This window comes from Dyella dinghuensis (genome assembly GCF_003977615.1).
In the GTDB taxonomy this organism is placed as follows: Bacteria; Pseudomonadota; Gammaproteobacteria; order Xanthomonadales; family Rhodanobacteraceae; genus Dyella_B; species Dyella_B dinghuensis.
On record NZ_RYZR01000003.1, the window covers coordinates 348,185 to 374,060 of the forward strand.

25 protein-coding genes are annotated in these 25,876 nt (G+C 56.9%); 15 read left to right on the forward strand and 10 right to left on the reverse strand.

The window, feature by feature from the left end; all coding sequences use genetic code 11:
• Window positions 1-945: an alpha/beta hydrolase gene (locus EKH79_RS04580; RefSeq protein WP_126672606.1), complete on the reverse strand. Its 945-nt coding sequence runs from the start codon at window positions 943-945 to the stop codon at window positions 1-3.
• A 384-nt stretch (window positions 946-1,329) separates the two neighbouring features.
• Between EKH79_RS04580 and EKH79_RS04585 the strand changes: the two genes are divergently transcribed.
• From EKH79_RS04585 to EKH79_RS04595, 3 genes are all read left to right on the forward strand, one after another.
• The gene (locus EKH79_RS04585; protein WP_126672607.1) at window positions 1,330-2,001 is read left to right on the forward strand and encodes a class I SAM-dependent methyltransferase; all 672 of its coding nucleotides are present in this window, start codon (window positions 1,330-1,332) and stop codon (window positions 1,999-2,001) included.
• Window positions 1,998-2,315 (forward strand): YkgJ family cysteine cluster protein, encoded by a 318-nt coding sequence (locus EKH79_RS04590; protein ID WP_126672608.1) that lies wholly within the window; start codon window positions 1,998-2,000, stop codon window positions 2,313-2,315. Before EKH79_RS04585 ends, EKH79_RS04590 begins: the two co-directional genes overlap by 4 nt.
• A gap of 236 nt (window positions 2,316-2,551) precedes the next feature.
• Window positions 2,552-3,031 (forward strand): YaiI/YqxD family protein, encoded by a 480-nt coding sequence (locus EKH79_RS04595; protein WP_126672609.1) that lies wholly within the window; start codon window positions 2,552-2,554, stop codon window positions 3,029-3,031.
• 46 nt (window positions 3,032-3,077) lie between these two features.
• Here the strand turns inward: EKH79_RS04595 and EKH79_RS04600 are convergent, their stop codons facing one another.
• A complete protein-coding gene (locus tag EKH79_RS04600) occupies window positions 3,078-3,290 on the reverse strand; it encodes a cold-shock protein (RefSeq protein WP_126672610.1) in 213 nt (70 codons plus the stop codon).
• 490 nt (window positions 3,291-3,780) lie between these two features.
• Between EKH79_RS04600 and EKH79_RS18855 the strand changes: the two genes are divergently transcribed.
• Window positions 3,781-4,137, forward strand: coding sequence for a hypothetical protein (locus EKH79_RS18855; RefSeq protein ID WP_158621199.1), 357 nt, complete (start codon window positions 3,781-3,783; stop codon window positions 4,135-4,137).
• Window positions 4,138-4,446: 309 nt separating this feature from the next.
• Window positions 4,447-4,875, forward strand: a complete 429-nt coding sequence (locus EKH79_RS04615; RefSeq protein WP_126672613.1) for an H-NS histone family protein — start codon at window positions 4,447-4,449, stop codon at window positions 4,873-4,875.
• Window positions 4,876-4,966: 91 nt separating this feature from the next.
• Here the strand turns inward: EKH79_RS04615 and EKH79_RS04620 are convergent, their stop codons facing one another.
• Both EKH79_RS04620 and EKH79_RS04625 read right to left on the reverse strand, forming a co-directional pair.
• Window positions 4,967-5,185 carry a PspC domain-containing protein gene (locus EKH79_RS04620; protein WP_126672614.1) on the reverse strand — a complete coding sequence of 73 codons (219 nt, stop codon included), beginning with the start codon at window positions 5,183-5,185 and terminating at the stop codon, window positions 4,967-4,969.
• A 246-nt stretch (window positions 5,186-5,431) separates the two neighbouring features.
• Window positions 5,432-7,318 (reverse strand): S1 family peptidase, encoded by a 1,887-nt coding sequence (locus EKH79_RS04625; RefSeq protein ID WP_158621200.1) that lies wholly within the window; start codon window positions 7,316-7,318, stop codon window positions 5,432-5,434.
• A gap of 436 nt (window positions 7,319-7,754) precedes the next feature.
• On the opposite strand from EKH79_RS04625, the gene EKH79_RS04630 reads away from it, so the two are divergent.
• Both EKH79_RS04630 and EKH79_RS04635 read left to right on the forward strand, forming a co-directional pair.
• The gene (locus EKH79_RS04630; RefSeq protein ID WP_126672616.1) at window positions 7,755-8,780 is read left to right on the forward strand and encodes an aldo/keto reductase; all 1,026 of its coding nucleotides are present in this window, start codon (window positions 7,755-7,757) and stop codon (window positions 8,778-8,780) included.
• A 99-nt stretch (window positions 8,781-8,879) separates the two neighbouring features.
• Complete coding sequence (locus EKH79_RS04635) at window positions 8,880-9,269, forward strand: nuclear transport factor 2 family protein (protein WP_126673063.1); 390 nt, start codon at window positions 8,880-8,882, stop codon at window positions 9,267-9,269.
• 77 nt (window positions 9,270-9,346) lie between these two features.
• Here the strand turns inward: EKH79_RS04635 and EKH79_RS04640 are convergent, their stop codons facing one another.
• Entirely contained in the window at window positions 9,347-9,652 is a 306-nt protein-coding gene (locus tag EKH79_RS04640) for a hypothetical protein (RefSeq protein WP_126672617.1), read from the reverse strand.
• Between the two features lie 498 nt (window positions 9,653-10,150).
• On the opposite strand from EKH79_RS04640, the gene EKH79_RS04645 reads away from it, so the two are divergent.
• Entirely contained in the window at window positions 10,151-13,093 is a 2,943-nt protein-coding gene (locus tag EKH79_RS04645; protein ID WP_126672618.1) for a bifunctional diguanylate cyclase/phosphodiesterase, read from the forward strand.
• Window positions 13,094-13,373: 280 nt separating this feature from the next.
• Here the strand turns inward: EKH79_RS04645 and EKH79_RS19025 are convergent, their stop codons facing one another.
• Window positions 13,374-13,607 carry a hypothetical protein gene (locus EKH79_RS19025; protein ID WP_148108999.1) on the reverse strand — a complete coding sequence of 78 codons (234 nt, stop codon included), beginning with the start codon at window positions 13,605-13,607 and terminating at the stop codon, window positions 13,374-13,376.
• 227 nt (window positions 13,608-13,834) lie between these two features.
• Between EKH79_RS19025 and EKH79_RS04650 the strand changes: the two genes are divergently transcribed.
• Together EKH79_RS04650 and EKH79_RS04655 are read left to right on the forward strand one after the other, a co-directional pair.
• Window positions 13,835-14,296, forward strand: coding sequence for a GNAT family N-acetyltransferase (locus tag EKH79_RS04650; RefSeq protein ID WP_126672619.1), 462 nt, complete (start codon window positions 13,835-13,837; stop codon window positions 14,294-14,296).
• 46 nt (window positions 14,297-14,342) lie between these two features.
• Window positions 14,343-15,719: an FAD-containing oxidoreductase gene (locus EKH79_RS04655; RefSeq protein ID WP_126672620.1), complete on the forward strand. Its 1,377-nt coding sequence runs from the start codon at window positions 14,343-14,345 to the stop codon at window positions 15,717-15,719.
• A 201-nt stretch (window positions 15,720-15,920) separates the two neighbouring features.
• On the opposite strand, the gene EKH79_RS04660 is transcribed toward EKH79_RS04655, so the two are convergent.
• The 3 genes from EKH79_RS04660 to EKH79_RS04670 all read right to left on the reverse strand — a co-directional run bounded on the left by EKH79_RS04660 (window position 15,921) and on the right by EKH79_RS04670 (window position 19,360).
• Window positions 15,921-17,597, reverse strand: a complete 1,677-nt coding sequence (locus EKH79_RS04660; protein WP_199754141.1) for a PQQ-dependent sugar dehydrogenase — start codon at window positions 17,595-17,597, stop codon at window positions 15,921-15,923.
• Window positions 17,598-17,938: 341 nt separating this feature from the next.
• Window positions 17,939-18,316 carry a hypothetical protein gene (locus tag EKH79_RS04665; RefSeq protein ID WP_126672622.1) on the reverse strand — a complete coding sequence of 126 codons (378 nt, stop codon included), beginning with the start codon at window positions 18,314-18,316 and terminating at the stop codon, window positions 17,939-17,941.
• 186 nt (window positions 18,317-18,502) lie between these two features.
• Window positions 18,503-19,360 carry a DUF2306 domain-containing protein gene (locus tag EKH79_RS04670; protein ID WP_126672623.1) on the reverse strand — a complete coding sequence of 286 codons (858 nt, stop codon included), beginning with the start codon at window positions 19,358-19,360 and terminating at the stop codon, window positions 18,503-18,505.
• Between the two features lie 273 nt (window positions 19,361-19,633).
• Between EKH79_RS04670 and EKH79_RS04675 the strand changes: the two genes are divergently transcribed.
• Both EKH79_RS04675 and EKH79_RS04680 read left to right on the forward strand, forming a co-directional pair.
• The gene (locus EKH79_RS04675; RefSeq protein ID WP_126672624.1) at window positions 19,634-19,906 is read left to right on the forward strand and encodes a hypothetical protein; all 273 of its coding nucleotides are present in this window, start codon (window positions 19,634-19,636) and stop codon (window positions 19,904-19,906) included.
• Window positions 19,907-20,223: 317 nt separating this feature from the next.
• Window positions 20,224-22,320, forward strand: a complete 2,097-nt coding sequence (locus EKH79_RS04680) for a phosphocholine-specific phospholipase C (protein WP_126672625.1) — start codon at window positions 20,224-20,226, stop codon at window positions 22,318-22,320.
• Window positions 22,321-22,405: 85 nt separating this feature from the next.
• Here EKH79_RS04680 and EKH79_RS04685 read toward each other — a convergent pair whose 3' ends face one another.
• The gene (locus EKH79_RS04685; protein WP_126672626.1) at window positions 22,406-22,924 is read right to left on the reverse strand and encodes a PH domain-containing protein; all 519 of its coding nucleotides are present in this window, start codon (window positions 22,922-22,924) and stop codon (window positions 22,406-22,408) included.
• Between the two features lie 483 nt (window positions 22,925-23,407).
• Between EKH79_RS04685 and EKH79_RS04690 the strand changes: the two genes are divergently transcribed.
• The 3 genes from EKH79_RS04690 (at window position 23,408) to EKH79_RS04700 (ending at window position 25,876) form a co-directional block, all read left to right on the forward strand.
• On the forward strand, window positions 23,408-24,100 hold the full coding sequence (locus tag EKH79_RS04690; RefSeq protein WP_126672627.1) for a type 1 glutamine amidotransferase domain-containing protein: 693 nt from the start codon (window positions 23,408-23,410) through the stop codon (window positions 24,098-24,100).
• 245 nt (window positions 24,101-24,345) lie between these two features.
• A complete protein-coding gene (locus EKH79_RS04695; protein ID WP_126672628.1) occupies window positions 24,346-24,915 on the forward strand; it encodes a hypothetical protein in 570 nt (189 codons plus the stop codon).
• Window positions 24,916-25,096: 181 nt separating this feature from the next.
• Entirely contained in the window at window positions 25,097-25,876 is a 780-nt protein-coding gene (locus EKH79_RS04700; protein WP_126672629.1) for a DoxX family protein, read from the forward strand.

A 25,876-nucleotide genomic window follows, 5' to 3' on the forward strand; every position in this document is an offset into this window, starting at 1 on the left:
TCAATTTTGGACGATACCGATCGTATGCAGCCACACCTCGGCGAGCTGAGACCATTGTGTGATCGGGTTCGCTGTCGGCCGTAACCCGAATGCATGCCCTCCGTGGGCATACAGATGCATCTCCGCCGGCACCCGCGCTTTTGCTAGCGCGGTGTAATAGACCAACGACTGGTCTACGCCATCCACGTAATCGTCTTCCGCCTGTACCAAAAAGGTGGGCGACGTGTTGCTGGACACCGGCACATTAGGATTCAACTTGCCGTCATCCTCGGTGAGATGCCCTGGATAAATCGGCATGGCGAAGTCCGGACGCGCACTCTCTTTGTCTGCCGCATCCACCGATGCATAAAGGTGTCGATCGAAGTTCGTGCTGATCTCCGCCACCAGGTATCCGCCTGCCGAGAAGCCCAGCACACCTACCTTGTGCGGATCGACATGCCACTGCGCCGCGTGAAAGCGTACCAGCCGCATCGTTCGCTGCACGTCCTGCAGCGACGGTACTGAAAGTTCCAGGTTGTGCGGACGGCAGTCGCACTTCCAATCGTAGGGCTTGCTTGGCACTCGATACTTCAACAACACGCAGGTGATGCCTTTGGAAGTCAGCCAGTCGCAGGCTTCGGTGCCCTCCAGATCCATCGCGAGTATCTCGAACCCGCCACCCGGAATCACAACCACAGCGGCTCCGGTATTTTTCCCCGTGGGCGCGTACACCGTCATCGTGGGCTGGGTCACATTGGTCACCGCAGTCACCGGTTTGCCGACCAATAACTTCTTGCTCAGCCTCGCAGTTTCCGGCGCTGGGACTGCTTGCAGATCAGGCGCGACTCCCGGCCATATCGGTATTTGTGTGTGCCCGGCAGTGGGCTGCCACACCATCGTATCCGTGCTCGCATACGCGCTTGCGCATACGTTGAACAGACACAGCACCATGATCCATCGCTTCATGACATCCCTCCGTTTTAGCGCTCGGCTAACGTTGCACGATCAAGAAAAGGAATCGGGTAACACCCCTCTTACCAATCCTGCATGCTGCATCGGTCCTGCAGCGGCGGCTTCGATGGATTTTTTAGGGCGAGCTGGCTGAAGACACCATCCAAAAAAACAGAATCGGGATCATTCCCCGCCTCGCAAAGAACGCCCTGATTCAGCCTCCAGCGCCTCGCAACACGAGGATGCTCGCCGGTTCCGAGGCCCCGTATGGTGTAACATGGCCCCATCGATACCGCGCTTAAATCGTGCGTTACACACGGTCGCCCGCTGACCGCTTGCCTCGCTCCCCTTCACGTTGTCTCCCCATTTCGTCTGTGGAATGGCCCTTTGGGAGTGCTCATGTCAGGTTATTCCACCCGCAACGAGCGGGTGTCCATTGGTGGACACACCTATCGTTTACGGGTTCTCAGCGACAAGCAGCAATTTTCCGACCCGGACGGCCATGGCGCCCGGCTGGGGATCTCCTCTGCGCAATGGAGTCTGTTTGGACAGGTATGGCCGTCTGGCCGCCTGCTCGCACAAGCGATGAACCGTTTCGACGCCAGCAACAAACGGGTGTTGGAACTGGGCTGTGGCATTGGCCTTGCCAGCCTGGTTCTACAACGTCGTGGCATTGATGTCGTCGCGTCGGATATGCATCCGTTAGCCGAACCTTTCCTGGCCTACAACGCTGCGCTGAATGAGTTGCCTGCACTGCATTATCGTCAATTGCGCTGGAACGAGCCGCTGCTGACGTTGGGTCATTTCGATCTCATCATCGCGAGCGATGTGCTTTACGAAATCGACCACGCCGAACTTTTGGCCGGTGTTGTCGAGCGGCACGCTTATCCCAATGCGGAAGTGCTGGTGACCGATCCCGGTCGCGGCCATAGCAACCGTTTCAGCCGACTGCTGGCAGACCAGGGATTCGCCTCAGCCGAAGAGCGATGCCCGATGGATGATCGCGACGTACCTCCGTTTCGCGGTCGTCTGCTGCATTACACACGCATGCAAGAAGAGGCGCTGACATGAAGCCGCCGACGGGCCGATCAACAGGCGCAGCCCATTGCGACAGGTGCGATGCCGTCTGTTGCCGCCTGACGGTAGTTTTGCAACCCGAGGACAACATTCCGGCGCACCTCACCACGCATCTGGAAAATGGTCTGCTGGTGATGGCCAAAGATAAAGAAGGCTGGTGTGTGGCCGTGGATGGTACCCGCATGAATTGCGGGATTTATGAAACCCGCCCCGCCGTGTGCCGGCGATTCGTGATGAATGGCCCTTACTGCAAGGCCATTCGCGCCGACTATGCCGAACAGGGTGTTCATCGCAAGCCAGGTGAGTAACCACAAAGACATGCGCCCGATGCTTGGCGAACACGTAAAGCCACAAAACAGTAATACCCCCTCTTCTACCCACTCTGTGAGAACGCCCCCTTGGTAAAGATCAATTACTCCTACGAAAAGCGCCAACGCGAACTTGCTAAAAAGAAACTGCAAGACGAAAAGCTCGCGAAGAAAAAAGCTACACGAGAACCGCCTCAATCACCCAGCGGCGAGCGTGATCCATCCACAGGACGCCCGTGACAGCGCAAGACGCTACGGATGCAAAGATCTGGGTCGATGGCGACGCCTGCCCGACCGTCATCAAAGACATCTTGTTTCGGGCGGCCGAACGCGCGCAGGTGCACGTCACCCTGGTCGCCAATCGCGCATTGCGCTGCCCGCCTTCGCGCTACATCCATGCACTGCAAGTGCACGATGGTTTCGATGTAGCCGACAGTGAAATCGTCGCGCGTCTTAAACTCGGCGACCTCGCCGTCACTCAGGACATTCCATTGGCGGCGCGCGTGATCGAAAAAGGTGGCGTGGCCATCAGCCCGCGCGGAGAACGCTATACCCGCGACAACATGGCCGAACGCCTGTCGATGCGAAACTTCATGGAAGACCTACGCAACATTGGCGTGTACACGAACAACCGTTCTGCGTCGCATGCACGCGAGCGCCAATCGTTCGCCAATGAACTCGATGGCTGGCTGGTAGAACGTTCCAGACAGAAATGAAAAAGCCCGACACAAGGCCGGGCTCTTTACTAACAACCAGTAAAACTTAGACCACTTGGACCTGGTCGGCTTGCAGGCCGCGCTGGCCCTGGGTCACCGTGAAGGACACTTTCTGGCCTTCCTGCAGGCTCTTGAAGCCCGCGGACTGGATCGAGCGGAAATGAACGAACACGTCGTCACCGCCCTTATCGCGACTGATAAAGCCAAAGCCTTTGGCGTCGTTGAACCACTTCACTGTACCGGTTTCGGTCTGGGACATTTTTATATCTCCGTGCATCAGATGAGGCCGCGTTAGCGGCAAAAAGCTGGTTACAAGGAGGAAACGGGTACACGGTGTAGTAAGACTTTTGTCTTCAGCATCGGGCCACAATTCATGGTGACCCTTGAAACTCAGCCCGCGCAGCGTAGAGCTGATTGCCGCAAATAGCAAATCTGGGGCAACTTCCTGTTCAGATTGGCATCGCTAAACAGGATTACCGTCAACTAACGTGCGTGCGCGCAAGATGACTGCTATGGTCGGGATGCGACGCCGACCATCTCCGTCTGAGACTGACGTTCCCTCGCCTTTGAGCCACCTGCACCTTGCCTTTGCGCAAGGCCCTTCGATTATCACCGAGCGGCATCCCCGCCCGCCCATAGAGGCCGCCCCATCATGTCTCATCGCATTGCGCCCCTGTCACTGGCGCAGATACATAGCGTCTACGCTCCCGAGGCAAAACCAACGGGCAAAACAACCGGCAACGCTCAGGATGTCTACTATTCAAGGACGTCTTTCGCAGGCCGGGAGCCTGGTCATCCAGGACACCCGCCGCCGCCGCCGGAATCCAAAGGAAAGAAAGGCCGGCGCTAGTTGCACCGGACATCGCCACAACGGGATTGACAGCAACACATTCGTTTCGGAGGCGCCCGTGACCAACTCATCGCTATCCCAGCCCGAATATCGGGTCATGCGCTCACTGATGGGACGTTTTCACAGCAGCTGGGACCGTGAACTCATGACCGCAGACCGGATGTTTTGCCTGCAGGAAAAAGGCATGGTGGTGCGTGATAGCGGACAGTGGAAACTGACTGCACGGGGTGTGATGTACGCGTCGGTTGCGGTTTGATCCGTCAGCGTAGAAAAGCTATCTCGAAGAGCTTCGGCTCCAATCGCGGCTTACGCTTTTCCAAATAGGCTCGGCATCTGTCTGACTACATATTCCGACCCAAACGTCATATTGCGCATGAAAAACAAAACGCCCGGCGATAACTCGCTGGGCGTTTTGTTTCATACATCTAAAATAAGCGCGTGCTTTCCAATAATCCTACTCGACAAATCAATCTGCGCTGATTCTGCTTTAACCCAATGCGCAGTCCACGATTTGACTCAAATCATGTAACAATCTGCGCTTAAACCACACCCATGAGGTACATCAATGGCAATAGATTTGAAATCCCTTTCACCCAAGGAACTTCAAGCGCTCATCGCCAATGCGGAGTCTCAAATGCAGGAAGCACAGGCTAAACAAGTCCAGACGGTCAGGGAAAAGATCGATGCCATTCTTAAGAATAGCGGGCTGACTCTCGCGGATATCTACCCTACCCGTGCTGCGGGTAAGGCTAAAGTAGGTAAGCGAGGTGGTAAGGGCTCCGTTCCGCCCAAGTATCGAAACCCTGCGAACCCGTCCGAAACGTGGACTGGGCGCGGACGCCAACCGCTATGGGTTGCCGCTGCCGTCAAGAAACGCGGCGTTAGCTTGGATAGCCTTCTCATTGGTGGAGCATCCAAAGCTTCTACCAAGGCTACAAAAAAGACTTCAAAGAAAACGGCAAAGAAGGCGACCCGTAAAAAGGCTCGCCGTTAAGCCAAGCGAATTATGCAAACAAGAAAGCCCCAGGCTTGCACTGGGGCTTTTTTAGGCCTGACAGAAAAGCCCACTTAAACGCTATGCATGATCAAGCGGTGACGCTTTCGTAGTCGAGTGGTTCGGCCGGCCACTGCGGCACGACTATCCACAGAACGATGTAGAGCAAGCCGCCGAAGCCGGCACCCAGAAACAACAACAGCCACAGACCGCGGATCACCCATGTCGGCGTACCCAAGGCATAGGCCAGACCGGCGCAAATGCCACCGATCCACGCGGCTTTCTTTACACGTTTGAACGGACGTTCCATAAGCGCGGCCCTCTGCGGAAAGGTCAACTCGATCCTAGGTCAACCGATTCTACCTGCCAGTGAAGGAAGTCCTATGCGTCGCCAGCGCGATAGTCCAGGGCCTTTTGGCTTGAGGCTATCGTGAGCGAACACCTTACAACCTTAAAACGGCGCGCATCCCGGCTGAAGAAAGCAAATGATCGTCAAATAAAAGACTCGTGATGTTTTCACCCCATGAAACACCACAAGCCTATTTCCGGCCAGGGTTTATTCGTTAACCTTGAAACCACTGACCAACATGTCCAACTTCGATTTCATCTGGTCCTGCGGCTGATTGCCCTCCACCCCGTAAAACGCGCTGTAAAGCACCTGCGGCTGCGGGTTTGCGTGGGAGTTGATCACGGTGGCGATTTCAGCCACGTCATTGTGCTCGGATGAGATGCCGTCATAAGGATGTTGAGATAGCGCGTACTTCGACCACTCCTCTTTGTATTTGCTATCCAGATCATCGGTCGGGGGAATGTTGCGGCGAATGTTGATGCGGCTTTGCGTATGCGCATCCGGTTTGACTCGCACATCCGACACGTCCCATACGACCTTATCGCCGTCTTTCAGATAGCCGAAGGTAAGCGTCATGCTGCTATCCGGGGTAATTTTCTGAAGCTGCGGCGTAAATGCAAAATGGATGCGGTTCGATGTGTAACTGAAACTTTGGTCGTAATCGAACGCCACGTGGATATTCTTGAACGCATCAGGCAGAAGTTGTGTCTGCTGCAAAAAATCCTTCCATTGAGCCAGCGAACCGTCGTAAGCCGCAAAGACGTAGCTGCTCATTTCGCGCAACTCCAGCGTGTGCTGATGTTTCGCTGATGCGGGCAAGAACTGGATAAGCGCGACGTAGCCATCCGGCACCGGCAATGAACTGACCATCACGTACCAATTGGCGAACGGCATAGGCCATGCATACTGACGCCAATGGCGTCCCCACGCGTCGGTATAACTGGCGGTCTGACTCGGTTCGCCAAGCGAGGTTACTTTCACATTCTCGGTGCCCACATTGCGCTGGATATAGCCCTGTGTGGCCAGCGTATCAATCAGAAATTTGGGATCGCCGTAGTACTGGTTTGCGGAGATATTGTCGGGCCTGCCGATGTGCTCAAAATAAGTGTTTTTGGCAAAGCCGTTCATGATGAAGCCGTTGTGCGGAAGCGGGTTCTTTTTCGTACCGCCGGCGACTGGAAGCAGCCGCCACTGACTGGAATCGGTCAACACCATAAGGCTGGGAAATGAACGTGTCGGCGGCTCGGCGTGGAGAAACAGATCCGATCCAGCGCCCTTCGGAAAAATATTGTCGAATTCCTGGCTCAGCAATGCGGCGTGCAGCGCATCGATGCACGCGTTCTCCCACTGCACAAAGGACGATTCGAATGCGTCGTAACTCAACGGCAGAGCGACCTGCCCCTTGCACTCGTTACTGATTGTCGTGTCGAACATCGGCAACTGATACGGCACACGCGAATCGAGATTGGCCACATTGTCGGGCGCGTTGATCACCTCATCGATCGGCAACGCATAGTTGAGGTTTTCGTTCGGCGATTTCTTCACGATCACGCCGATCACCTTGCCATCCTTGTCCAGCAACGGACCGCCAGCACTACCGAACTCCGCGGCAGCAGAAAAGCGAATCCATTTCCAGCGGCCGCTCTCTTCCTCGGGCGTTGTCGAGGTATACAGGCCATCTCGCGCAATGACACCCTGACCTTCGGCATTGCCTATCGCATAGACCGCTTGATTGAGCGCGGGATTGGCATCCACCGACAGCGGCGTCGGCGCGGGATCGTCTTTCAGAGAGAAGACCGCGAAATCTCTGGCCAGAGAAAATTTCTCGAATTTGTCGATGGCGTAGACGTGGCCTTGCGTATCGCGCAGCTCGATACTACCCCACAGATTGTCGCCCATCAGCATGGCCAGACTGTGCGCTGCCGTAACGTAACGGTTGTGGCCAATGATAAACGCCGTCGCAATCGATATGTATTTGTCGTTGCGCTGCGCATAAGGCAGCTGGTCCAGCGGTAACGGCCGTTCATAGGTCAGTGGATCGGCGGTCGGTTTCGCAGCGACGAGTTCAAACGTCGCGGATTGCACCTTCGACATAACTGAAGAATCCAGCGTTCCTGCATATACCGGGCATATCAGCGTAGTGCTGGCCAGAAGGAGCGCCGCTATTCCCATGCGACACACGATGGATGTGCCAAGAGCGTGACGAATTGACGTAGACATAAGCATCCCTGACATCGATAGCCGGTACCGGATACCCGCCCGGGCATCCACATTTGCACCAAGCCGCGCGGATGATGCCACGATCTTCCAGCATGTTCTTGGTAGATTCCGCGCACTTTCATGCGTTTTGCATCGGGCTTTGTCACGGTTTTCTCCATAATGGGTTAGAAAATCGTGATACCCAATTGAATACAGTTATTGCCCGATCCTCCGTACGCGCACAAAGTCTGTTGCAATCGCGCAATGACATACCAAAGTACGTAACGGGTTTTCAAATGCTTTTGTTGTTTTCACATCTGAGGATGCATGCATGGAATATCGGCGTCTTGGCGCATCAGGTTTCAAGGTCCCTGTGCTGAGTTTCGGAACCGGAACATTCGGCGGTAAGGGTGAATTTTTTAGTGCATGGGGCAACACCGATGTGGCCGAGGCGCGTCGTCTGGTGGATATCTGCCTGGATGCCGGCGTAACGATGTTCGACAGCGCGGATATCTATTCCCGCGGTGCGGCCGAATCCATCCTGGGCGAAGCGATCAAAGGTCGCCGCGACAAGGTACTGATCTCTACCAAGTCGACATTCCGCTTCAGCGACGAACCCAACGACGTCGGCTCATCCCGCTTTCATCTGATCAACGCAGTCGACGGCGCGCTCAAGCGCCTTGGCACGGATTACATCGACTTGTTCCAGTTGCACGGCTTCGACGCCGTGACTCCGGTGGAAGAAACGCTTTCCACGCTGGATGACATGGTGCGCGCGGGCAAGATTCGCTATCTGGGCGTGTCGAATTTCTCAGGCTGGCATCTGATGAAATCGCTCGACGTAGCCAATCGTTACGGTTACTCACGTTATGTCGCCAATCAAACGTATTACTCGTTGATCGGCCGCGAATACGAATGGGAGCTGATGCCGCTCGGCCTGGATCAAGGCGTCGGCGCCGTGGTTTGGAGCCCGTTGGGTTGGGGCCGGCTCACTGGCAAGATTCGCCGCGGCCAACCACTCCCGGAGACCAGCCGTCTGCACAAGACCGGCGATATGGGCCCGCAAGTAAGCGACGAATACTTATATGGCGTGATCGACGCGCTTGACGAAATTGCCAGGGAAACCGGCAAAACCGTTCCGCAGATTGCATTGAACTGGTTGCTGCAGCGTCCCACCGTTTCGACGCTGGTAATCGGTGCGCGCAATGAAGAACAATTGAGGCAGAACCTCGGTGCCGTGGGTTGGAATCTCACTACCGAACAGGTCGCCAAGCTCGATGCCGCCAGCAATGTGACGCCTATTTATCCCTATTGGCACCAGCGTGGTTTCGGCGAACGCAATCCGCCACCGGTCTGACCGAACACGACCATGTTGCTACGGGCCACGACGCCCGTAGCAACCACAGGTAAATACGACAACGGTATGCTTCTCGCGAGCGATGCAGAGCATGCCCACATGGAACCACGACTGATCACCGATCCGAAGCTGCTGCCGATACTCGACGCGCTGAAGTCACGCGAGCCGATCTTTCATCGCCCCGAATTTGGCACGACACGCCGAGACTTCGATGCCATGTGCGATCCCGATTTCTGGGAAGTCGGCGCATCCGGCCGGCGCTATAGCCGCGACTACGTGCTCGACACGCTTGAGCAACGCCACCAACATCCGCACGACGATCACTGGGAAACCAGCGAGTTTCATGTGCGCGAGATCGCCGTGAATCTTTACCTGCTCACCTATACGCTAAAACAGGATCGGCGCATCACACGCCGTTGCACGCTTTGGCGGTACACGTCGGACGACTGGAAGATTGTTTATCACCAGGGCACCGTGGTGAGCGATTAGACATCACCGCACTTGGCAAACGAAAAAGCCCGCACTCTGGCGGGCTTTTGCATCATGGATCGAACCTGCCGGACAGGTCAGCCGCCCGTGCCCCGGTTGATGTCGCCCTGGTTCAGATGGCCGAGATCGGTCGGACCATTATTGGCACTATTCGTCTTCGAATTGGACCATGCACGAATAAAGTGACCATTCTGGTCAAAGCTCAGCATGGTCGACACGGTCGTCTGCTGATGCTTGGGGATCGACGAACCGGTCGTGGGCGTGCTGTCCTGCGCCAGGCTGTTGACCTTGGTCACATACTGCAACTGCTGCGTACCATCGGGCAGCTTTGTTGCCTGAAACGGTTGACCCAGTGCGGCTTCGGCGTCGGCGACAGTCGTCACACCTGGCTTGAATGAATTAATCGCCGACGAGCTCGAACTACCCCCCGTTGTTGCACAACCTGCCAAAACAAGCATTGCTAGTGCTGCTGCAAAACCCCTCGCCATTGCCCTTCTCCTGATTACGTCCTGAAAAACAGAAAAACGCTGAAAACATGCCTAGGCATATTTTCAGGGCTGAACATATGGAGCGCGTGCCTTAAGTCACGCCGTAAACCCGGACCCGCGATCCCCGATAAAAGCACCAAGTCTGGGAGGGGTCAAGAAACGGTGAAGATGAAAACTAAAGCGGCCGTGTTCAACCGCGCTACGCTGTAAAAAGCTTCGTCAAGGCACGAATTTTGCTTCAATTTTAGGGTTGCCTGTTTGGCCTAAGTGGCGTTCCATGGTGATGGGGTCTCCATGGATGACTAGTGAGTCACAGCGCCCGAATTTCTAAATTTCACATACCGTACACAACCATTAACCGGTGATAGGAGTGGGCAGGCTGCATACGTCGACATGAGCCGAATACTTTCCCTTCCCGTGCAAACCCAAAGCGGCTCCCATGATGTGGAGTGGCTGGGGCGCCTTATCGAGGCAACTACGCCAGAAGAAGTCAGTACGCTCATCGAAATACTGCTCGAAGCTCAATACGGGTGCACGCGGGCGCAGGTTTTCTGGCTCAACCCTCGCGGTAGAACCGACCGGCTCCCGGACGATCCTGCCATCGTAAGCCTCTCGAAAGCAGCGCTTGCAGCACTGGACGGCAAGCTGGCATCTGCGGATGGCCAGAAACTGGCTGTGTCGCTTTTGCTGCAAGAGCAAGTGGTGCTTGTTATCAGCGTCACGGCAGACACATCCGCACGCGCAATCCTGACTAACCTCGATACTTTTTTGCAGCTGGCAGTGCGCCAACTCGGCCATGCGTTGAAGCTCGCCAAGCTTTACGCCTCGCACAGCCAGCTGGAACATTCGGAAAACCTGCAACGCGCCCTCTTTGCCATCTCCGATCTTGCCGGCTCGAATCTCGACATGCCGGACATGCTGCGCGAAATTCATCGCATCGTCGGCGGATTGATGTACGCCGAAAACTTCTTCATCGTCCGCTACTACCCCGAGCGCGAAACGCTTCGTTTTCTCTACTACGCCGACATCAATGACGACGATCAACCCGACACCATGCACGAGATGCGTCTGGACGATCGCAGGAACACCCTGACCTGGTATCTGCTGACTCGGGGCGCGCCGTTAATGGGCAGCAACGAGCAGCTGCTCGAACAGATCGAATACGGCCCGCTTAGAATTTCCGGCCCGGATAGCGAAGACTGGCTGGGTGTGCCGATGCTACACAGCGGCGTCGTGCACGGCGCGCTGGTCGTGCAGAGTTACGGCAATCACAAACTTTATACACGTGACGATCTCTCACTGCTTGAATTCGTCGGCAGCCACATTCTTACATCGCTGGAACGCAAGGAAAGCAAGGACGAGCTGGAGCGCCGTGTACGGCAACGCACCGAAGAACTCGATCAGGTAAACCGGGGATTGCGCCAGGAAGTGCGCGAGCGCCTGCGCGCCGAACGACTGCAGGAGGCGCTATTCAAAGTCGCCCAGCTGGCCACCGCGGACATCGATGAAAAGTCGTTCTACGAACGCGTCCACGATGTCGTCGGCGGCTTGCTGGATGCACGAAATTTTTTCATCGCGCTATTGAGCGACGATCACGCAAACCTGGAATTCCCTTACTACATCGACGCCGGCGAACATCGCAGGCACACGCGGCCGGTTGGCCGCGGCCTCAGCGAATACGTCATGCGGCGTGGTCAGGCGTGGTCGGGCACGAGCGAGGACATCATTGCGCTGTCCCAGACCGGCGAGGTCGTTCCACGCCACATCGGCCAACCTTCCGCCAGCTGGCTCGGCGTTCCGCTCAAAGTGGATGACGATGTCATCGGTCTTGTCGTCGTTCAAACCTACGACGAAGACGCCCGCTACAGTGCATCCGATCAGGAACTGCTGAGCTTCGTTGCGTTGCAGATTGCCAACAGTATTTATCGCCGACGCTCGGCAGCGGCGCTGCATCAGGCGAACTTGCGACTGGAACACCGTGTAGAAGAGCGCACGCGCGAGCTGCGTGCCGAGATTGCACGCCGCGAGCAGATGCAACAGCAGCTGCATCATCAGGTGATGCACGATCCGTTGACGGGACTGCCCAACCGCGGTTGCCTGCGCGAACGCCTTGACAGCATCCTCAACCGGATCCAACACGAACGTAATCGACGCTGCGCGCTCCTGTATCTGGATATCGACCGCTTCAAGGTCATCAACGACAGCCTCGGTCATCTCGCCGGCGACGAATTTCTCAAAGCTATCGCCATGCGTCTGCTGACACACGTGCGCGAGCCGGACATGGTGGCTCGACTATCGGGCGATGAATTCGCCATTCTGCTCGAAGATATCGAAGTCACCGCTACAGCCACGGCGATTGCCGATCGCGTGCTGCAAGCCGTAGCGATACCGCTGCGCATCGCCGGTAAGGAGTTGGAGCCTTCCGTCAGCGTAGGCATCGCGTGCGGCGATGCCACCTATCTGGACGCAGACGAATTGATCCGCGATGCGGACCTGGCGCTTTATCAGGCCAAGCAGATGGGCCGCAAACGTTTTGTCGTATTCGACGAAGCCCTGGCGAAGGACATGGTGGACGTACTCGCCATGGAAAGCGAGCTTCGCAAGGCGTTGCGGCAAAACGAGTTCGAGCCCTATTTCCAGCCCATCTGCCGGCTCAACGATGGCAAGGTGATGGGCTACGAAGCCTTGATCCGATGGAACCATCCGCAGCGCGGACTTTTGAGACCGCACGATTTCGTCAAGATTGCTCAGGACAGCGGTTTGATCGAAGCGATCGATTGGCGTCTTTTCGAACAGAGTTGCCGCCTGTTGGTGCAAATAGCGCCGCAGGATCCGTTCATTACCTTCAACGTCTCCGCACTACATCTACGTCATGTCGACTTCGATATCCGCGTTCTGAAAATGCTTGAGCGCGCGGGCCTCGATCCTTCGCGGCTTATTACAGAGGTCACCGAAGGTGCGTTGCTGGATAATCCGGAGAGTGTGCGCGCCACACTGGAGCGTTTACGAAGCGCCGGCGTCGGCGCCGCGCTGGATGACTTCGGTACGGGCTATTCCTCGCTCAGCTATCTGCACTCGCTGCCCTTGCGCATGCTGAAGATCGACCGTGCGTTCGTGCAAGAGCTAGACAAACCCGGTAGCAGTAATAGCACCACCGTGGTTGCTGCGATCCTCGCTCTGGCGCACGCGCTCAATATCCAGGTGATCGCGGAAGGTATTGAAACGCAGGCACAGCGCAACGCGCTGTTGAGCATGGGTTGCGAAATGGGACAGGGTTATCTGCTTGGCCATCCGCTGCCGCTACAGCACTGGGTCGGTCCGCAAACGACGGAGTAGTTGTCGTTTTGCAAAGTGCACTAACAGAGTGACGCTGACCCGAAAACTCATCCAAAAGTGCGAGATCCTCCGAATTCCTGCTCGTCATTCCCGCGAAAGCGGGAATCTAGCGTCTGTGCATTTCACAAGATTCAAAGTCACTGGATTCCCGCTTTCGCGGGAATGACGAGCAAAAAGATCAAACAGACATGCAAACGCCGACCGTTCCTAAAGAATGGCCGGCGTCCGAAACAAATGGGTTATTCAGAGCGAATCGATCGCTACAACGTTGCGCAACCGCTCAAACATGCGAAACGTGTTGATGCTTTTCCTTGACCTCGCGCAATAGCTCCAGCACATGTGCGCGCTGCTCGCGTCGTTTCTGTTCCTGCGCAGCCAGCAGTTCCTGTCGGCGAGTCATCCTGACCGACCCTTGCTGCACCGATGTTTTCCCATGCGGGTGAACGATGCGCGCGATGTAGTCGGATAACACGCTGAACTGCCATGGAGAATGGGGTGCGCCTGGTGCATTCATACTGGGCCTCCACGCTAAGGTTACCCGCAGCAGGATCGTCTCTCTGCCCGGACATTCAATGTGCGCTACGGCTCGTTAGGCATTCGTAACGGCAGCAGCATGGGCGCCGTTACGAAAAAACAATGTCACGCGCACCCTTCGCAAGAGAAAACGTTTCCAGCAAGTATTGGCGCCACTTTGCGGGCACCGTAGACTGGTTACAGAGTAACGAATGAGGCCGTGTAAAGATGCTGCGTATCGTCCCCGGCGACTTCAGCGACCCGCGTATCGTCGCGTTGCTTGACACCCACGTGACCAGTGCCCGGGCGCAAACCGCACCCGGCAGTGCGCATGCGCTGGACCTTACTGGACTGCAATCGCCCGATGTCCTTTTCTGGGCAATCTGGGAAGACGACGAACTGCTCGGGGTCGGCGCACTGAAACAACTCTCGCCCACTGAGGGTGAAGTGAAGTCGATGCACACCTCGCAGTCCACACGCCGGCGCGGCGCTGGCAGCGCCATGTTGCGTCACATCATTGAAAGCGCTCGCAAAAACGGCATGACACGCCTGAGTCTTGAAACCGGCTCGTGGGACTACTTCATTCCCGCGCGTACGTTCTATCAACACCACGGCTTTATCGAATGCCCACCATTTGGCGACTACAAGGCCGATCCGCATAGCGTTTTCATGACACTCGATCTGACATAGTTGACGACGCCTTTTCGCTCAATCCCCTGCTCGGTGAAGGATTCCCATGAACCGTAGCTTCGATGCCATCATTGTCGGCGCCGGACAGGCCGGCCCTTCCCTCGCCGGCCGCCTTACCGCCGCCGGTATGAATGTGGCGATTGTTGAACGCCACTGGTTCGGCGGTACCTGCGTCAACACCGGCTGCATGCCGACGAAAACCCTGGTCGCCAGCGCACGAGTGGCGCATCAGGTACAACGCGCCGCCGAGTACGGCGTGAACGTTCCCGCTGGCGTGACCATCGATTTTCCGCGCGCCATGGCACGTGCGCACACCGTAACGATGAACTCGCGCGGCAATATCGAGCGCTGGTTGGGCGGCATGGATCGTCTGACCGTGCTGCGCGGTCACGCCCGCTTTGAAAGCGCCGATACGCTGCGCGTAAACGATGAAACGATTTCCGCGCCGCGCGTCTTCCTCAATGTCGGCGGCCGCGCGGCAGTGCCTGCCATGCCTGGCGTCGATGACATCACCTACCTGACCAACACGTCGATCCTGCAACTGGACACGCTTCCCCGCCACCTTGCCGTGATCGGCGGAAGTTACATCGGACTGGAATTCGCACAGATTTTTCGCCGCCTCGGCTCAGAAGTCACCGTTGTCGAAAAGCAGTCGCGATTGATCGCACGCGAGGACGAAGACGTGTCGGTCACGATTCGCCAGATATTGGAAGCAGAAGGCATTCACGTGCGCACCGACGCCGAATGCATCGCGTTTGCCAAACATCCGGACGGTGCTACCGTCAAAGTGGACTGCACATCGGGTGCGCCGGAAATCGTCGCCAGCCATGTATTGCTGGCGGTCGGACGCCGCCCCAACACCGACGACCTCGGGCTGGACAAGGCCGGGGTTCACACCGATAAGCGTGGCGACATTGTTGTAGACGACACGCTCGCCACCAATGTGCCCGGCATCTGGGCGATGGGCGATTGCAACGGTCGTGGCGCCTTCACACACACTGCTTATAACGACTACGAAATCATCGCCGCCAATCTGCTCGACAAGGACAACCGCAAGGTTTCGTCGCGAATCGTGGGTTATGCGCTCTACATCGACCCGCCGCTGGGCCGCATCGGGCTAACCGAAACCCAGGCACGGGCGAGCGGCAAGCGGTTGATGATTTCCAAGCGCCCGATGACGCGCGTCGGCCGTGCCGTCGAACGCGGCGAAACGCAAGGCTTCATGAAAATCATTGCCGACGCCGATACGCACCGCATGCTCGGCGCCGCCATTCTTGGCATCAGCGGTGATGAAGCAATCCATGGCGTGCTCGATCTGATGAATGCCGATCAGCCCTACGAAACATTGAAATGGGCCGTGCCGATTCATCCGACCGTCTCGGAATTGTTGCCGACGCTAGTAGGCGATCTGCAGCCTATTTGATTGCAACGCACTTTGCTCCCTCTCCCCTTCCGAGAGAGGGTTGGGGTGAGGGGTGCGAGACCTGCGCGGAGAATTTTTTTCGCGGTCAAATTCTGCAAAGAATTCGCGAACTACTTGATGCCTTTTCGCAAGATTTGCCCCTCACCCCAGCCCTCTCCCCGGAGGGTAGAGGGAGCGTAAGGCTGCGTGTAACCAGAATTGCTAACGCGCGTTGCCGACGTAATCCACGCGCCAGATGGAATTCGATCCATCGTCGGTGACCAGCAGCGAGCCATCCGGCGCGGCGGTCACGCTGACAGGCCGACCCCACACGCGTCCATCGGGCAGCACGAAGCCAGTGAGAAAATCTTCGTAATCGCCGCTTGCCTTGTCCGTATGATGACGTGGCAGGCGAATCACTTCATACCCTACGCGCGTCGCCTTGTTCCATGAACCATGCTCGGCCGCAAACAGGTCGCCCTGATAGTCGCTCGGGAATCGATGGGCTTCATAAAACGTAATCTGCAGCGATGCGTTATGCGGCTGCAGAATCACATCCGGCGTAATGACCTTGTCCTTCAATTCCGGATGCTTGCCCTCGTGACGCGGATCCTGATGACCGCCCATATACCACCATGGCCATCCGTAAAAACCGCCTTCGCGCACGGACGTAATGTAATCAGGCACCAGATTGTCGCCCAGTCCATCGCGCTCGTTCACCGTTGTCCACAGCTGACCGTTGTTCGGATCGACCGCGATGCCGGACGGATTGCGAATGCCCGACGCGTAGATGCGCATATTCGAGCCATCCGGATGAAAAGCGAGAATATCCGCACGGTCTTTTTCAGCCGGCGTGGTGTCCGGATCATCCACATTCGAACCGGAGCCTACCGCGACGTACATGGTTTTGTTGTCCAGCGAAAACGCCACGTCGCGCGTCCAATGTCCGGGACCGTGCGGAAGATCGACGACATGTTGCGCCGGTCCGCGCGCCTGCAAATCGCCGTTGTGATACGGGAAGCGCACAACGGCATTCGTGTTGCCGATATAAACCCATTGCGGATTCGCGCCGAGCGGATAGAACGCGATGCCGTAAGGATGATCCAGATGCGTGGCGAACACCGCTGTTTGCTTCGGCTTGCCGTCCGCTGTCATACCACGATAGATGCGGATCTGTCCGTTACCGCTTTCCGCAAGAAAAATATCGCCGTTCGGCGCAACGCGAATCACGCGCGGCGTATTCAAACCTTCCGCAAAAAGATTCACTTTGAATCCGGCCGGAGCCTTGGGTATCGCACCTTCAGGGCGTGCCACCAACGTCGGCGCATTGCCAGCAGAGCTGGTGGCATACGGTGCAGGTAAATCGGCAATCGTGATCTTGCGCGACCGGCCCGGCTCCTCGTAGCGGAAGTCGGTAAACGGCGGTTGCGGAGGCGGCGTAGTAATCGGTGATGCCATCGCCGGGTTTTGTGCGACCTGTACCGGCTTGGCAGTCGGCAAGACCTTCAGATACGACACGATCTGCCAGCGTTGCTGCTCGGGTAGCGATACCCACGACGGCATGCCGTTGGCTACATCGCCCTTCGAGATGAACCAGAACAATGCGCCGTCGGTGGCCAGTTGCGCGTCGCCGTGCGATAGCGATGGGATATTGCCGGTGCCCTGCCCGCTGGCACCGTGGCAACTCGCGCAATGCGCGGCATAGAGCGCACTCCCTGCGTTAACGGCCGAGGCTTGACCGCTATACGGATTGGCGACTGACGATGCGCTCGCGGGCGCACCGTGAAATGCCGCGTTATCCGCAGCACTGCACGTTACAGAAGTGAGCAAACCAATCGCACAAACGGTGGCGATGGACAGGCGGGATGAAGGGGAAAACACGAACGATTGGGCGGCCAAGATCTGTCTCCACTCGCGTGATGTCAGTAACGGGGAAATGTCATCGCTGACGCAGTGAGCGCCGAACCACGTTCGCAACATCTTTCATCGTGGTCTGCGCTCAAGGGGTATTGAACCTGTATACCGTGACAGATTCAGGCGATGTGAAACAGCGCCAAAAGTCTCGCATGCATTGTCGGGTGGCCGATCGATGGACGGCTGATCAAAGCTGCGGAATCGTTGCCCAATCATCCGATCTGGGCGTTATGGACAGATACGGACTTCGTGGTAACAAAAGTCGGGCGTGTTTGGCCGTCATCCCGGATGGACGGCCAAACCAAGTCAAAACTTGTCGCGACGAATCAGAACGACGGCAACGTGCGCGGCTTCCGGACCGGCGGCGGCTCGGGCCGGTTGTCCGTCACCGAGACGCTGAGGATTGCAAACGCGAAGCCGACAATGGCCAGCGCCAGGCCGCTCGGAATTTCCTGCAGCAAACGGATCAGTTTCGCCGCGCCGAACCACGAATGCGGGTTCGTCGCAAACGTACACGCTCCCGGGCAGACTTCACCCACCCAGGAGAACAACGTCGGCTGATTCATCCAGTTGCCGGTCTGCAACCAGCGAAGCGTCTGGAATCCCAGCCAGCAAATGGCCACCACATTCAGGGACACGCCAATTAACCAAAGCACCCATCCCAACGCGCCCCGCATCGCATGCTCAAGCTGCGCCTTTCCCATGTCGCACCTCCAGAGCCCCGCACGTACGTCTAGGCAGAACTCACCGTCTAAAAGTCCTTGCATAGTCCATGCCTAACGGCAGGACGCTTGCCACCTGCACGTCTTATCGGCTATTTGGCACAGAGCTTTAGGGAATTTCGCGCTGAGGCGGCGCGTCGACCTAAGTGATTGATGTGACGAAGAACGTCAGGTTGCGGCGCCAGTGACAATGGCGGGCCACCAGTACCGCATGGCGAAAAAATAGGTCGCGACAACCAAAAGGCACACGGCGATCCCCATGATCGCCGCCCCCAATAGTTTGGTCGCGGCGCTCGCCCGCTCCGAACGTCCCCGCAGATACGCCTCGGCAACGAGCAAATTGGGCAGGTAGAAGAAGAACGCCATCACGACGTCGAACGGCCCGTGAAAATCATGTGTATGGCCAAGCTTGTGCGTCATCAAAAACCAGAAGCCGTACTCCATGCGGTACAGCCACGAACCTATGGCCAACGCGAACAGGCGGATGGCCCATTTACGGTGCGTTTCGAGTTCCCGGCGACGTGCGTACCAATACGTCTGAACAGCGCACAGCACCATCAAGACACCGTAAAGTCCAAACCCGATGTTCATCGCCAGGCCGCCAATCGTGCCGGTGACGGCAATAAAGGTAAGCCCACCCACACCTGCCACGGCAGCAGCGGTGACGTAGATGCGCCCCAGCCAACGATGTACCGCAGGGACATGCTGCCGAATCGCGCTCAGCAATTGCATGAAACCCAAGGCCAGAATCACACCGCCCGCGGCAAAGTGCAGACCGATGCCTACAGTCGACGCCGTGCTCGACGCGGTGTAGAGGCCCGGCAGCACGCCATTCCATCTGGATGCCGTGCCCGAAACCAAAGCGCCTGCATAGAAAATCAGGATATATAGCCCAAACAGGCCGCAGCTGATCCACGTGACCGCCGCAAGCACGTAGCTGCTGAAACCGAACAGGCGTGAAGGAAGCGTCACTTTTGCCGATGACTGTTTCGCTTCTTCGATCGTCAACGCGTTAGCGTCTTCCATAACGTCCTCCCCCCATACCTTGCCATCGCAACCATGCGTACACGCAGCCGGCACCTACTGAATTAGACGTCTAAATGTTGACGCGCCCCAAGAAACGGTAAAGTCGTTCATTTACGTTTCTGCCTATTCTGAACGTTGCAACAGCAACTGTTAAGACCAAAGACAAAAAAAGTACGGCCAGCTCGGCAACGCAACGCTTTCGGCACGAAAGAGAGCTTTTCCGCCCAAACGTCTACGCGCTTTCCACGTATGAACTTCCATAGTGGAATCCTGATGTGGACTGCAACCTTGAAAAAATTCTATCTCCCCTATTCCGCCAGTGAATCTTCCGATTGGTCGCTCTATGCCAATGGAAAGGCGTTTACCTTCCACTCGCGCCGCGAAGCGCTTGCCTTTGCGACCGATCAATGCCGCAAAGCCGTCGCAGCTGGCGACAAGTCCGCGATGATCAGCATCGAAGGTCTCGACGGACAATGGCGCACATTCGATAGCAGCTTGTCGCCCATACTGAACGAACCGATGCAACGCGCTGGGTCGCAACACTGACCCCCTCGCATGAACGCATGCCCTGGATTCATTACAGAGCAGGGACTCCCATAAACCGGGCGGCTAAACATCGCATGGCGGCGCCGCGATTTTGCTATTTCCGGATCAATGCATGATTGACACGTACACATCGCTTTCATTTTTGCCAACGTTGTGTGCGCTAAGCCGCAACCTGTCCCCGTTTCTTTGAGAAGCGTTTTTTTACCGACTGCTTCAAGAATTTGCAGTTGAAGTGATGCGCGTCACTTCAACGTCATCAAAGTGGCACACACCATCCATACGTTCCGGCAACACCACACCATACGGATGGGTTCCACATGATCGAGCTCAATCGCCGTAAATTTCTTACGTTGTCGATCAAGGCCGCTGCACTGGGCATCACCGGATACACCGTTGGCGGCGTGCTCAAACCTGCACAAGCCGCAACGATCAAGGCAACCGGAACCATCGCGGATGTGAAGCATGTGGTTATCCTCATGCAGGAAAACCGCAGCTTCGATCATTATTTCGGAAGCCTGCAGGGCGTACGCGGTTTTGGCGATAAAGCCGGCATCACGCTTTCGGGTGGCTATTCGGTGTTCAATCAACCCAACGGATCGGCACGCCAGTATCCGTGGGCATTCAATACAACCTCGCCTGCGTCGGGCCAGACCAGCGAAGTGCTCACGCAATGCGACGGCAACCTCGATCACTCATGGGCCACGCAACATGCGGCGTGGAACGACGGAAAAATGGATTCCTGGGTCGCCGCGAAAGCCAGCGTTCGCACGCTCGGCTATCTCACGCGGCAGGACATTCCTTTCCACTACGCGCTTGCCGACGCATACACCATCTGCGATCACTACTTCTCGTCGATTCTCAGCTCGACCGGCCCCAACCGCACCTATCTCTGGGGCGGCATGATCGATCCGTCCGGTGATTACGGCGGCCCGGCTTACGACGGCGGCGATGAATCGGGACTCACCTGGGAAACCTACGCCGAGGAGCTGCAAGCTGCGGGCGTGACGTGGAAGGTTTACCAGAATGCCGCCGATAATTTCAGCGACAACGGCCTGGCGTATTTCAGCCAATTCGAGAATGCATCGACATCCAGCCCGCTCTTCATCAACGGTATGGATTCCGTTGCCAATGTGGATAACGCCACGCCCAACGACATTGCGTTGGCGATCCAAAATGACGTGATCAACGGCACGTTGCCGCAAGTCAGCTGGGTGGTTGCAAGCCAGGGTTACTCCGAACATCCCGACGCACCGCCGGATGACGGCGCGTATTTCATCAACCTGATCTTGCAGGCCCTGGCTGCGAACACAGAGACCTTCAACTCCACCGTCCTCCTGCTCAATTACGATGAAAACGACGGCTTCTTCGATCACGTACCGCCGCCCAGTCCGCCAAGTGGCACGACCGGTGAATTCATTACGGTGGATGGTGTGACGCAAGCCATCGGCATGGGTTTTCGCGTGCCCATGATTGTCTGCTCGCCGTGGACGCGCGGCGGCAACGTCGCTTCGCAGGTGTACGATCACACATCGGTGATTCAATTCCTGGAGACGTGGACGTCCGCACTGGGAACGCCCGCCGTGTGTTCGTACATCAGTGCATGGCGTCGTCAGGTGAGCGGCAACCTCACCGGCGCTTTCGACTTTGCCAACCCTGTATATGGCTTGCCGGCAAACCTGCCGGCCGCAACGACCGTTATCAGTCAGACCACCACCTGCAACCCGTTGCCCAATCCCACCGACAGCAACGCGTCCAATAGCTTGCCGTCACAGGAAACCGGTACACGCACTGCGTGCGCGCTTCCTTATCAACCCGATGCGAATATCTCGTCGTTCCAGTACGGCTCGAACGGTCAAATCCTAGTGTGGATAGAAATGCTCAACGTGGGCGCCATCGCAACCAGCGCCATTCCGCTGGCGATTTACGCCAATGCCTACCGAAACGGAGGACCATGGCAATACACCGTCGCCCCGTACAGCAGCGGCACGAACGGTTCGGTCAGCGATTTCTTCAATATCGGATCGGGCTACGGGAGCGGCAGTTACGATCTGACCGTTGTCGGGCCAAACCGTTTTCTGCGCCGCTTCGCGGGAGACGTCAATAACTCCGGTAAAATGTGCAGCGTTACGTCGTCGTACGCCGTCGATCCCGTATCTGGAAAACTCGCGATTTATTTCGCCTTGACGAATACGGGTAGCGAAGCCGTTACCTTCACCATCACCTCCAACAACTACACGACCGATGGCCCATGGACGTACTCCGTCGGAGCGGGCGCGACCGTCAATACGTATTTCTCGGCCGTAGCAAACACGAACGGCTGGTATGACTTCACGCTGACCCTCAGCGGCGACTCCAGCTGGATTCGGCGTTATACGGGCCATCTGGAAAACGGCAGTGCATCGGTGACGGGCTGACATCGTTGCGAGCTTCGCACGAAAAACCCCGGCGAAAAGCCGGGGTTTCGTCATACAGCTGGGAAATCACCATCGGGCTCGTTCGCTACATACGCTCCACCGGCATGACGCGCCGACGCGTGCGCTCCCGCAACGAGCAATCGCGCAACTCGTCGGCCATACGTTCGAGATCGGGAATGCCATAGAGAACCACCTTCGGCATGTCCTCGTCGGACGAGTCCAAATGCACCTCGCATAGACCAAGCACTTTCATGCCGAAAGGTTTCACGACGTCAAAGTGATCGACCCGAAATAGCTCGAGATTGTTCTGCACCTTGGAAAACACCCCGCGCTCGATACGGATGCGCTGGCTGGTGATGACGTAAGTGGTTGCGAGAGAGCGTATCCAATAAACGAGCAGCGCAATACCAACGGTGATGACGACGAAGAAGTATTGGCTGAAGGTATAAATCACCTTCGGGTGACCCGAAAACAAAGTGCGCTCCGCCACCACTTCCCGCGCAGCCACGTACGCATCCAGGTCCGTCCCGCAATAGCGGCACTTACGCGCCGCCCCCTGGATCATCTCTGCACATGCCGGACACGCCTTCATATTTGCTGCCATAACGATCCTTCAGGCCAATAATGTGACCAAGCGTATCGAAGATTGGCCGAACCAACGTTGAAGCCCGAGCACACAAACATCTAAGGCGCGTGAATCATGCGCCACCTAGCATTTAAGTGATTCATTGCGTTGGCAAATGCCTACTTGACGGACTATTTGCGTGTACGTAACGCACCAAGTCGCATAACTCTTTGCTGCTCGCTCTTACTGGTCGCTCGTCAAGCTCTGTCGAGCTGTGGGGCTACACACAAAGCGAGTTAAGTTGCGCGTGCTCAATAAGGTCGGGAGAAAAGTGTTTGCCTGCGAACTATCGGACGCTTAGGCATCCGTTGTCTGCAGCCAAACGCAGGGGACCTGTCGGCGTTGGCGGCATTGTTGCTTTTTCGGTGCGCGCTTAGGCGGTGCGATATGCGTTAGTCGGTCGACGAATTGGGGGCAACGGGTGCCGTACGCCGTTTCGAAATCAACCTCAGGAGAACCGAAGTGAAAATTCTCATGGTCCTGACCTCCCACGACACGCTGGGCAGTACTGGTCGAAAAACCGGGTTCTGGTTGGAGGAGTTTGCAGCTCCCTACTATGTATTTACCGACGCCGGCGCAGAGGTGACGGTTGCCTCGCCCAAGGGCGGCCAACCGCCGATCGATCCCAAGAGCGACGAACCCGACAACCAGACGCCGGCACAGACTCGTTTCAAGGCCGACAAGAAGGCACAGGACGTATTGGCCAACACCCGCCTTCTAAGCACCGTATCGGCAGCAGACTACGATACGGTTTACTACCCCGGCGGCCACGGCCCCATGTGGGATCTTGCAGAGGATCCCATCTCGATCAAATTGATCGAAGATTTCTACAACAGCGGCAAGCCCGTCGCGACGGTTTGCCATGCGCCTGGTGTCCTTCACCATGTGAAGTACAAGGGTGAACCCATCGTCAAAGGAAAACGGGTGACGGGGTTCACCAATACCGAAGAAGAAGCGGTAGGGCTCACAAAAGTCGTTCCGTTCCTGGTCGAGGACGAGCTCAAGCGTCTTGGCGGCAAATTTGAAAAGGTTGCCGATTGGCAGAGCTTTGCCATCGTCGATGGCCGTCTTATCACCGGGCAGAATCCCGCATCGTCGGAAGCTTCGGCCAAGGCTCTGATGAGTGTAATGAACGCGCACAAAGCCGCAGCCTGAGCCACTGCGTGGCGGAGAGAAAAGGGTCAGGGTGCTTTTTCTATCTGGGAAAGGTGCTCTGATTCTTTTTTGCACGCGTGAGCTCGTTCGATGCTCGCGCCAATACGATACGTTTCAATCGCTTGAAGAATGTGGAGATACCGTCGTCACTCGCCTCCTCGATACCCCTCACATTCAAGAGTCGCAGCATTTTGTCGATACCCACTACATAGCGCCAATTGAGACATGCGGTTCGTGGGGGAGTTATGACGACATTGCCATTCGTTGCCGAACCGTCTGACGACGGAACACCGAGCAACGTCGTGCCGTTTCCCTTCCGCGGACGCGACACACGCACGACGAGTGCGCCGTTTTCACGATCATGGATCGTAGGCACACCTTCCGCGAGAAAAAACACCGTTGATCTCGAGCCCCAGGATCGCCGTCTGGCCAGGCGGTTGGAGCGCGTTCTATGGGCCCTTCTCTATCATTCCCTGCATGAGTCACCCGATCTACGCGGATCGAAGTCGCAGTCCATTGAAAAACGCGTAAATCGCCTGGTTTCGCCGGGGAGGCTGCAAGCAGTGGCGCGGGCCGCCATCGACCTCGGCATGACCGCGGATCTGGCTCGCCTGGCTGCAGCGGTCGTAGTGTTCGAGCTTCAAGCGCAATCCCGGTTGTGGAGCAAGGTGATGCGCCTGTTTGTGGCGGAGCGTCGGCAAGCCAGAGAAGACACCCTCGCGATAGCGCAAATGCTTGCCTCGGATCTTGAAGCCTTAAAAGTCCGTCCTATCGATCAGCTCGCCAAATCGCTTGCGGACACGCGTTGGGATTGATCAACACGTCGAGTCGCTTTCGCCTGAAGAACAAGGCCCCGCGCTGAGGCACGGAACAAATCGGGCCGTGAAAGCCACGCGAATCAACCCCAATTGGCTACTTCCGAAACACACTATTTGGCCTCTGAAGCCGCCCACTGAAACCCCTACACTGGCGAACATCACCAGAGGGGGCGGATGGATGCGCATCGCAAGCGTGGGGCACGCAGTCTTCGCCGTTACCATGATCGCACTGGGCATCCAGTGTCTGATCACAGGTCATTACGCAGCACTCTGGCAACCGCTCGATCTTAGCGCTCCCGGTAACGCGGCATTGCCTTATCTGTGTGCCCTCATCACGCTGGGATGCGGCATAGGTCTGCTTTGGCAGCGGGCAGACGCCGCGCTCACGTTACTTGTGTATTTTCTGGCGTGGCTGCTGCTGTTCAGAGCACCCATCCTCTTTGCGGCCCTCGCCACCGCCGGTCCTTGGTACGGTATCGCCGAATGCGCGGTGTATATAGCCGCCACCTGGGTGTTATTCGCCTGGTTCGCAACAAACTGGAAGATGCCATCGCTTCTTCGTTTCATTAACGGCAACAGCGGCGTGCGTATTGCCAGAGTGCTGTACGCGTTGGCGATGATTTTCTTCGGACTGGGGCACTTCATCTATTTCAATGAGACCGTATCCCTGGTGCCTGCGTGGTTGCCCTGGCATGCAGGATGGGCGGCCTTCACCGGCGGTGCGTATATCGCCACCGGCATCGCGATGCTCATAGGCGTGCATGCACGTTTGGCGGCGACACTTTCTGCGTGGGAGATGGCCGCGCTCACGTTGCTTGTCTGGCTACCTATTGTGATGACTGGCGCTAATGCCTTCCAATGGAGCGAATGCGTTGACTCCTGGACGTTGACGGCATGCGGCTGGGTCGTCGCGAATTCTTATCGCGGGATGCCGTGGCTGGCTATCGGCAAGCGCTGA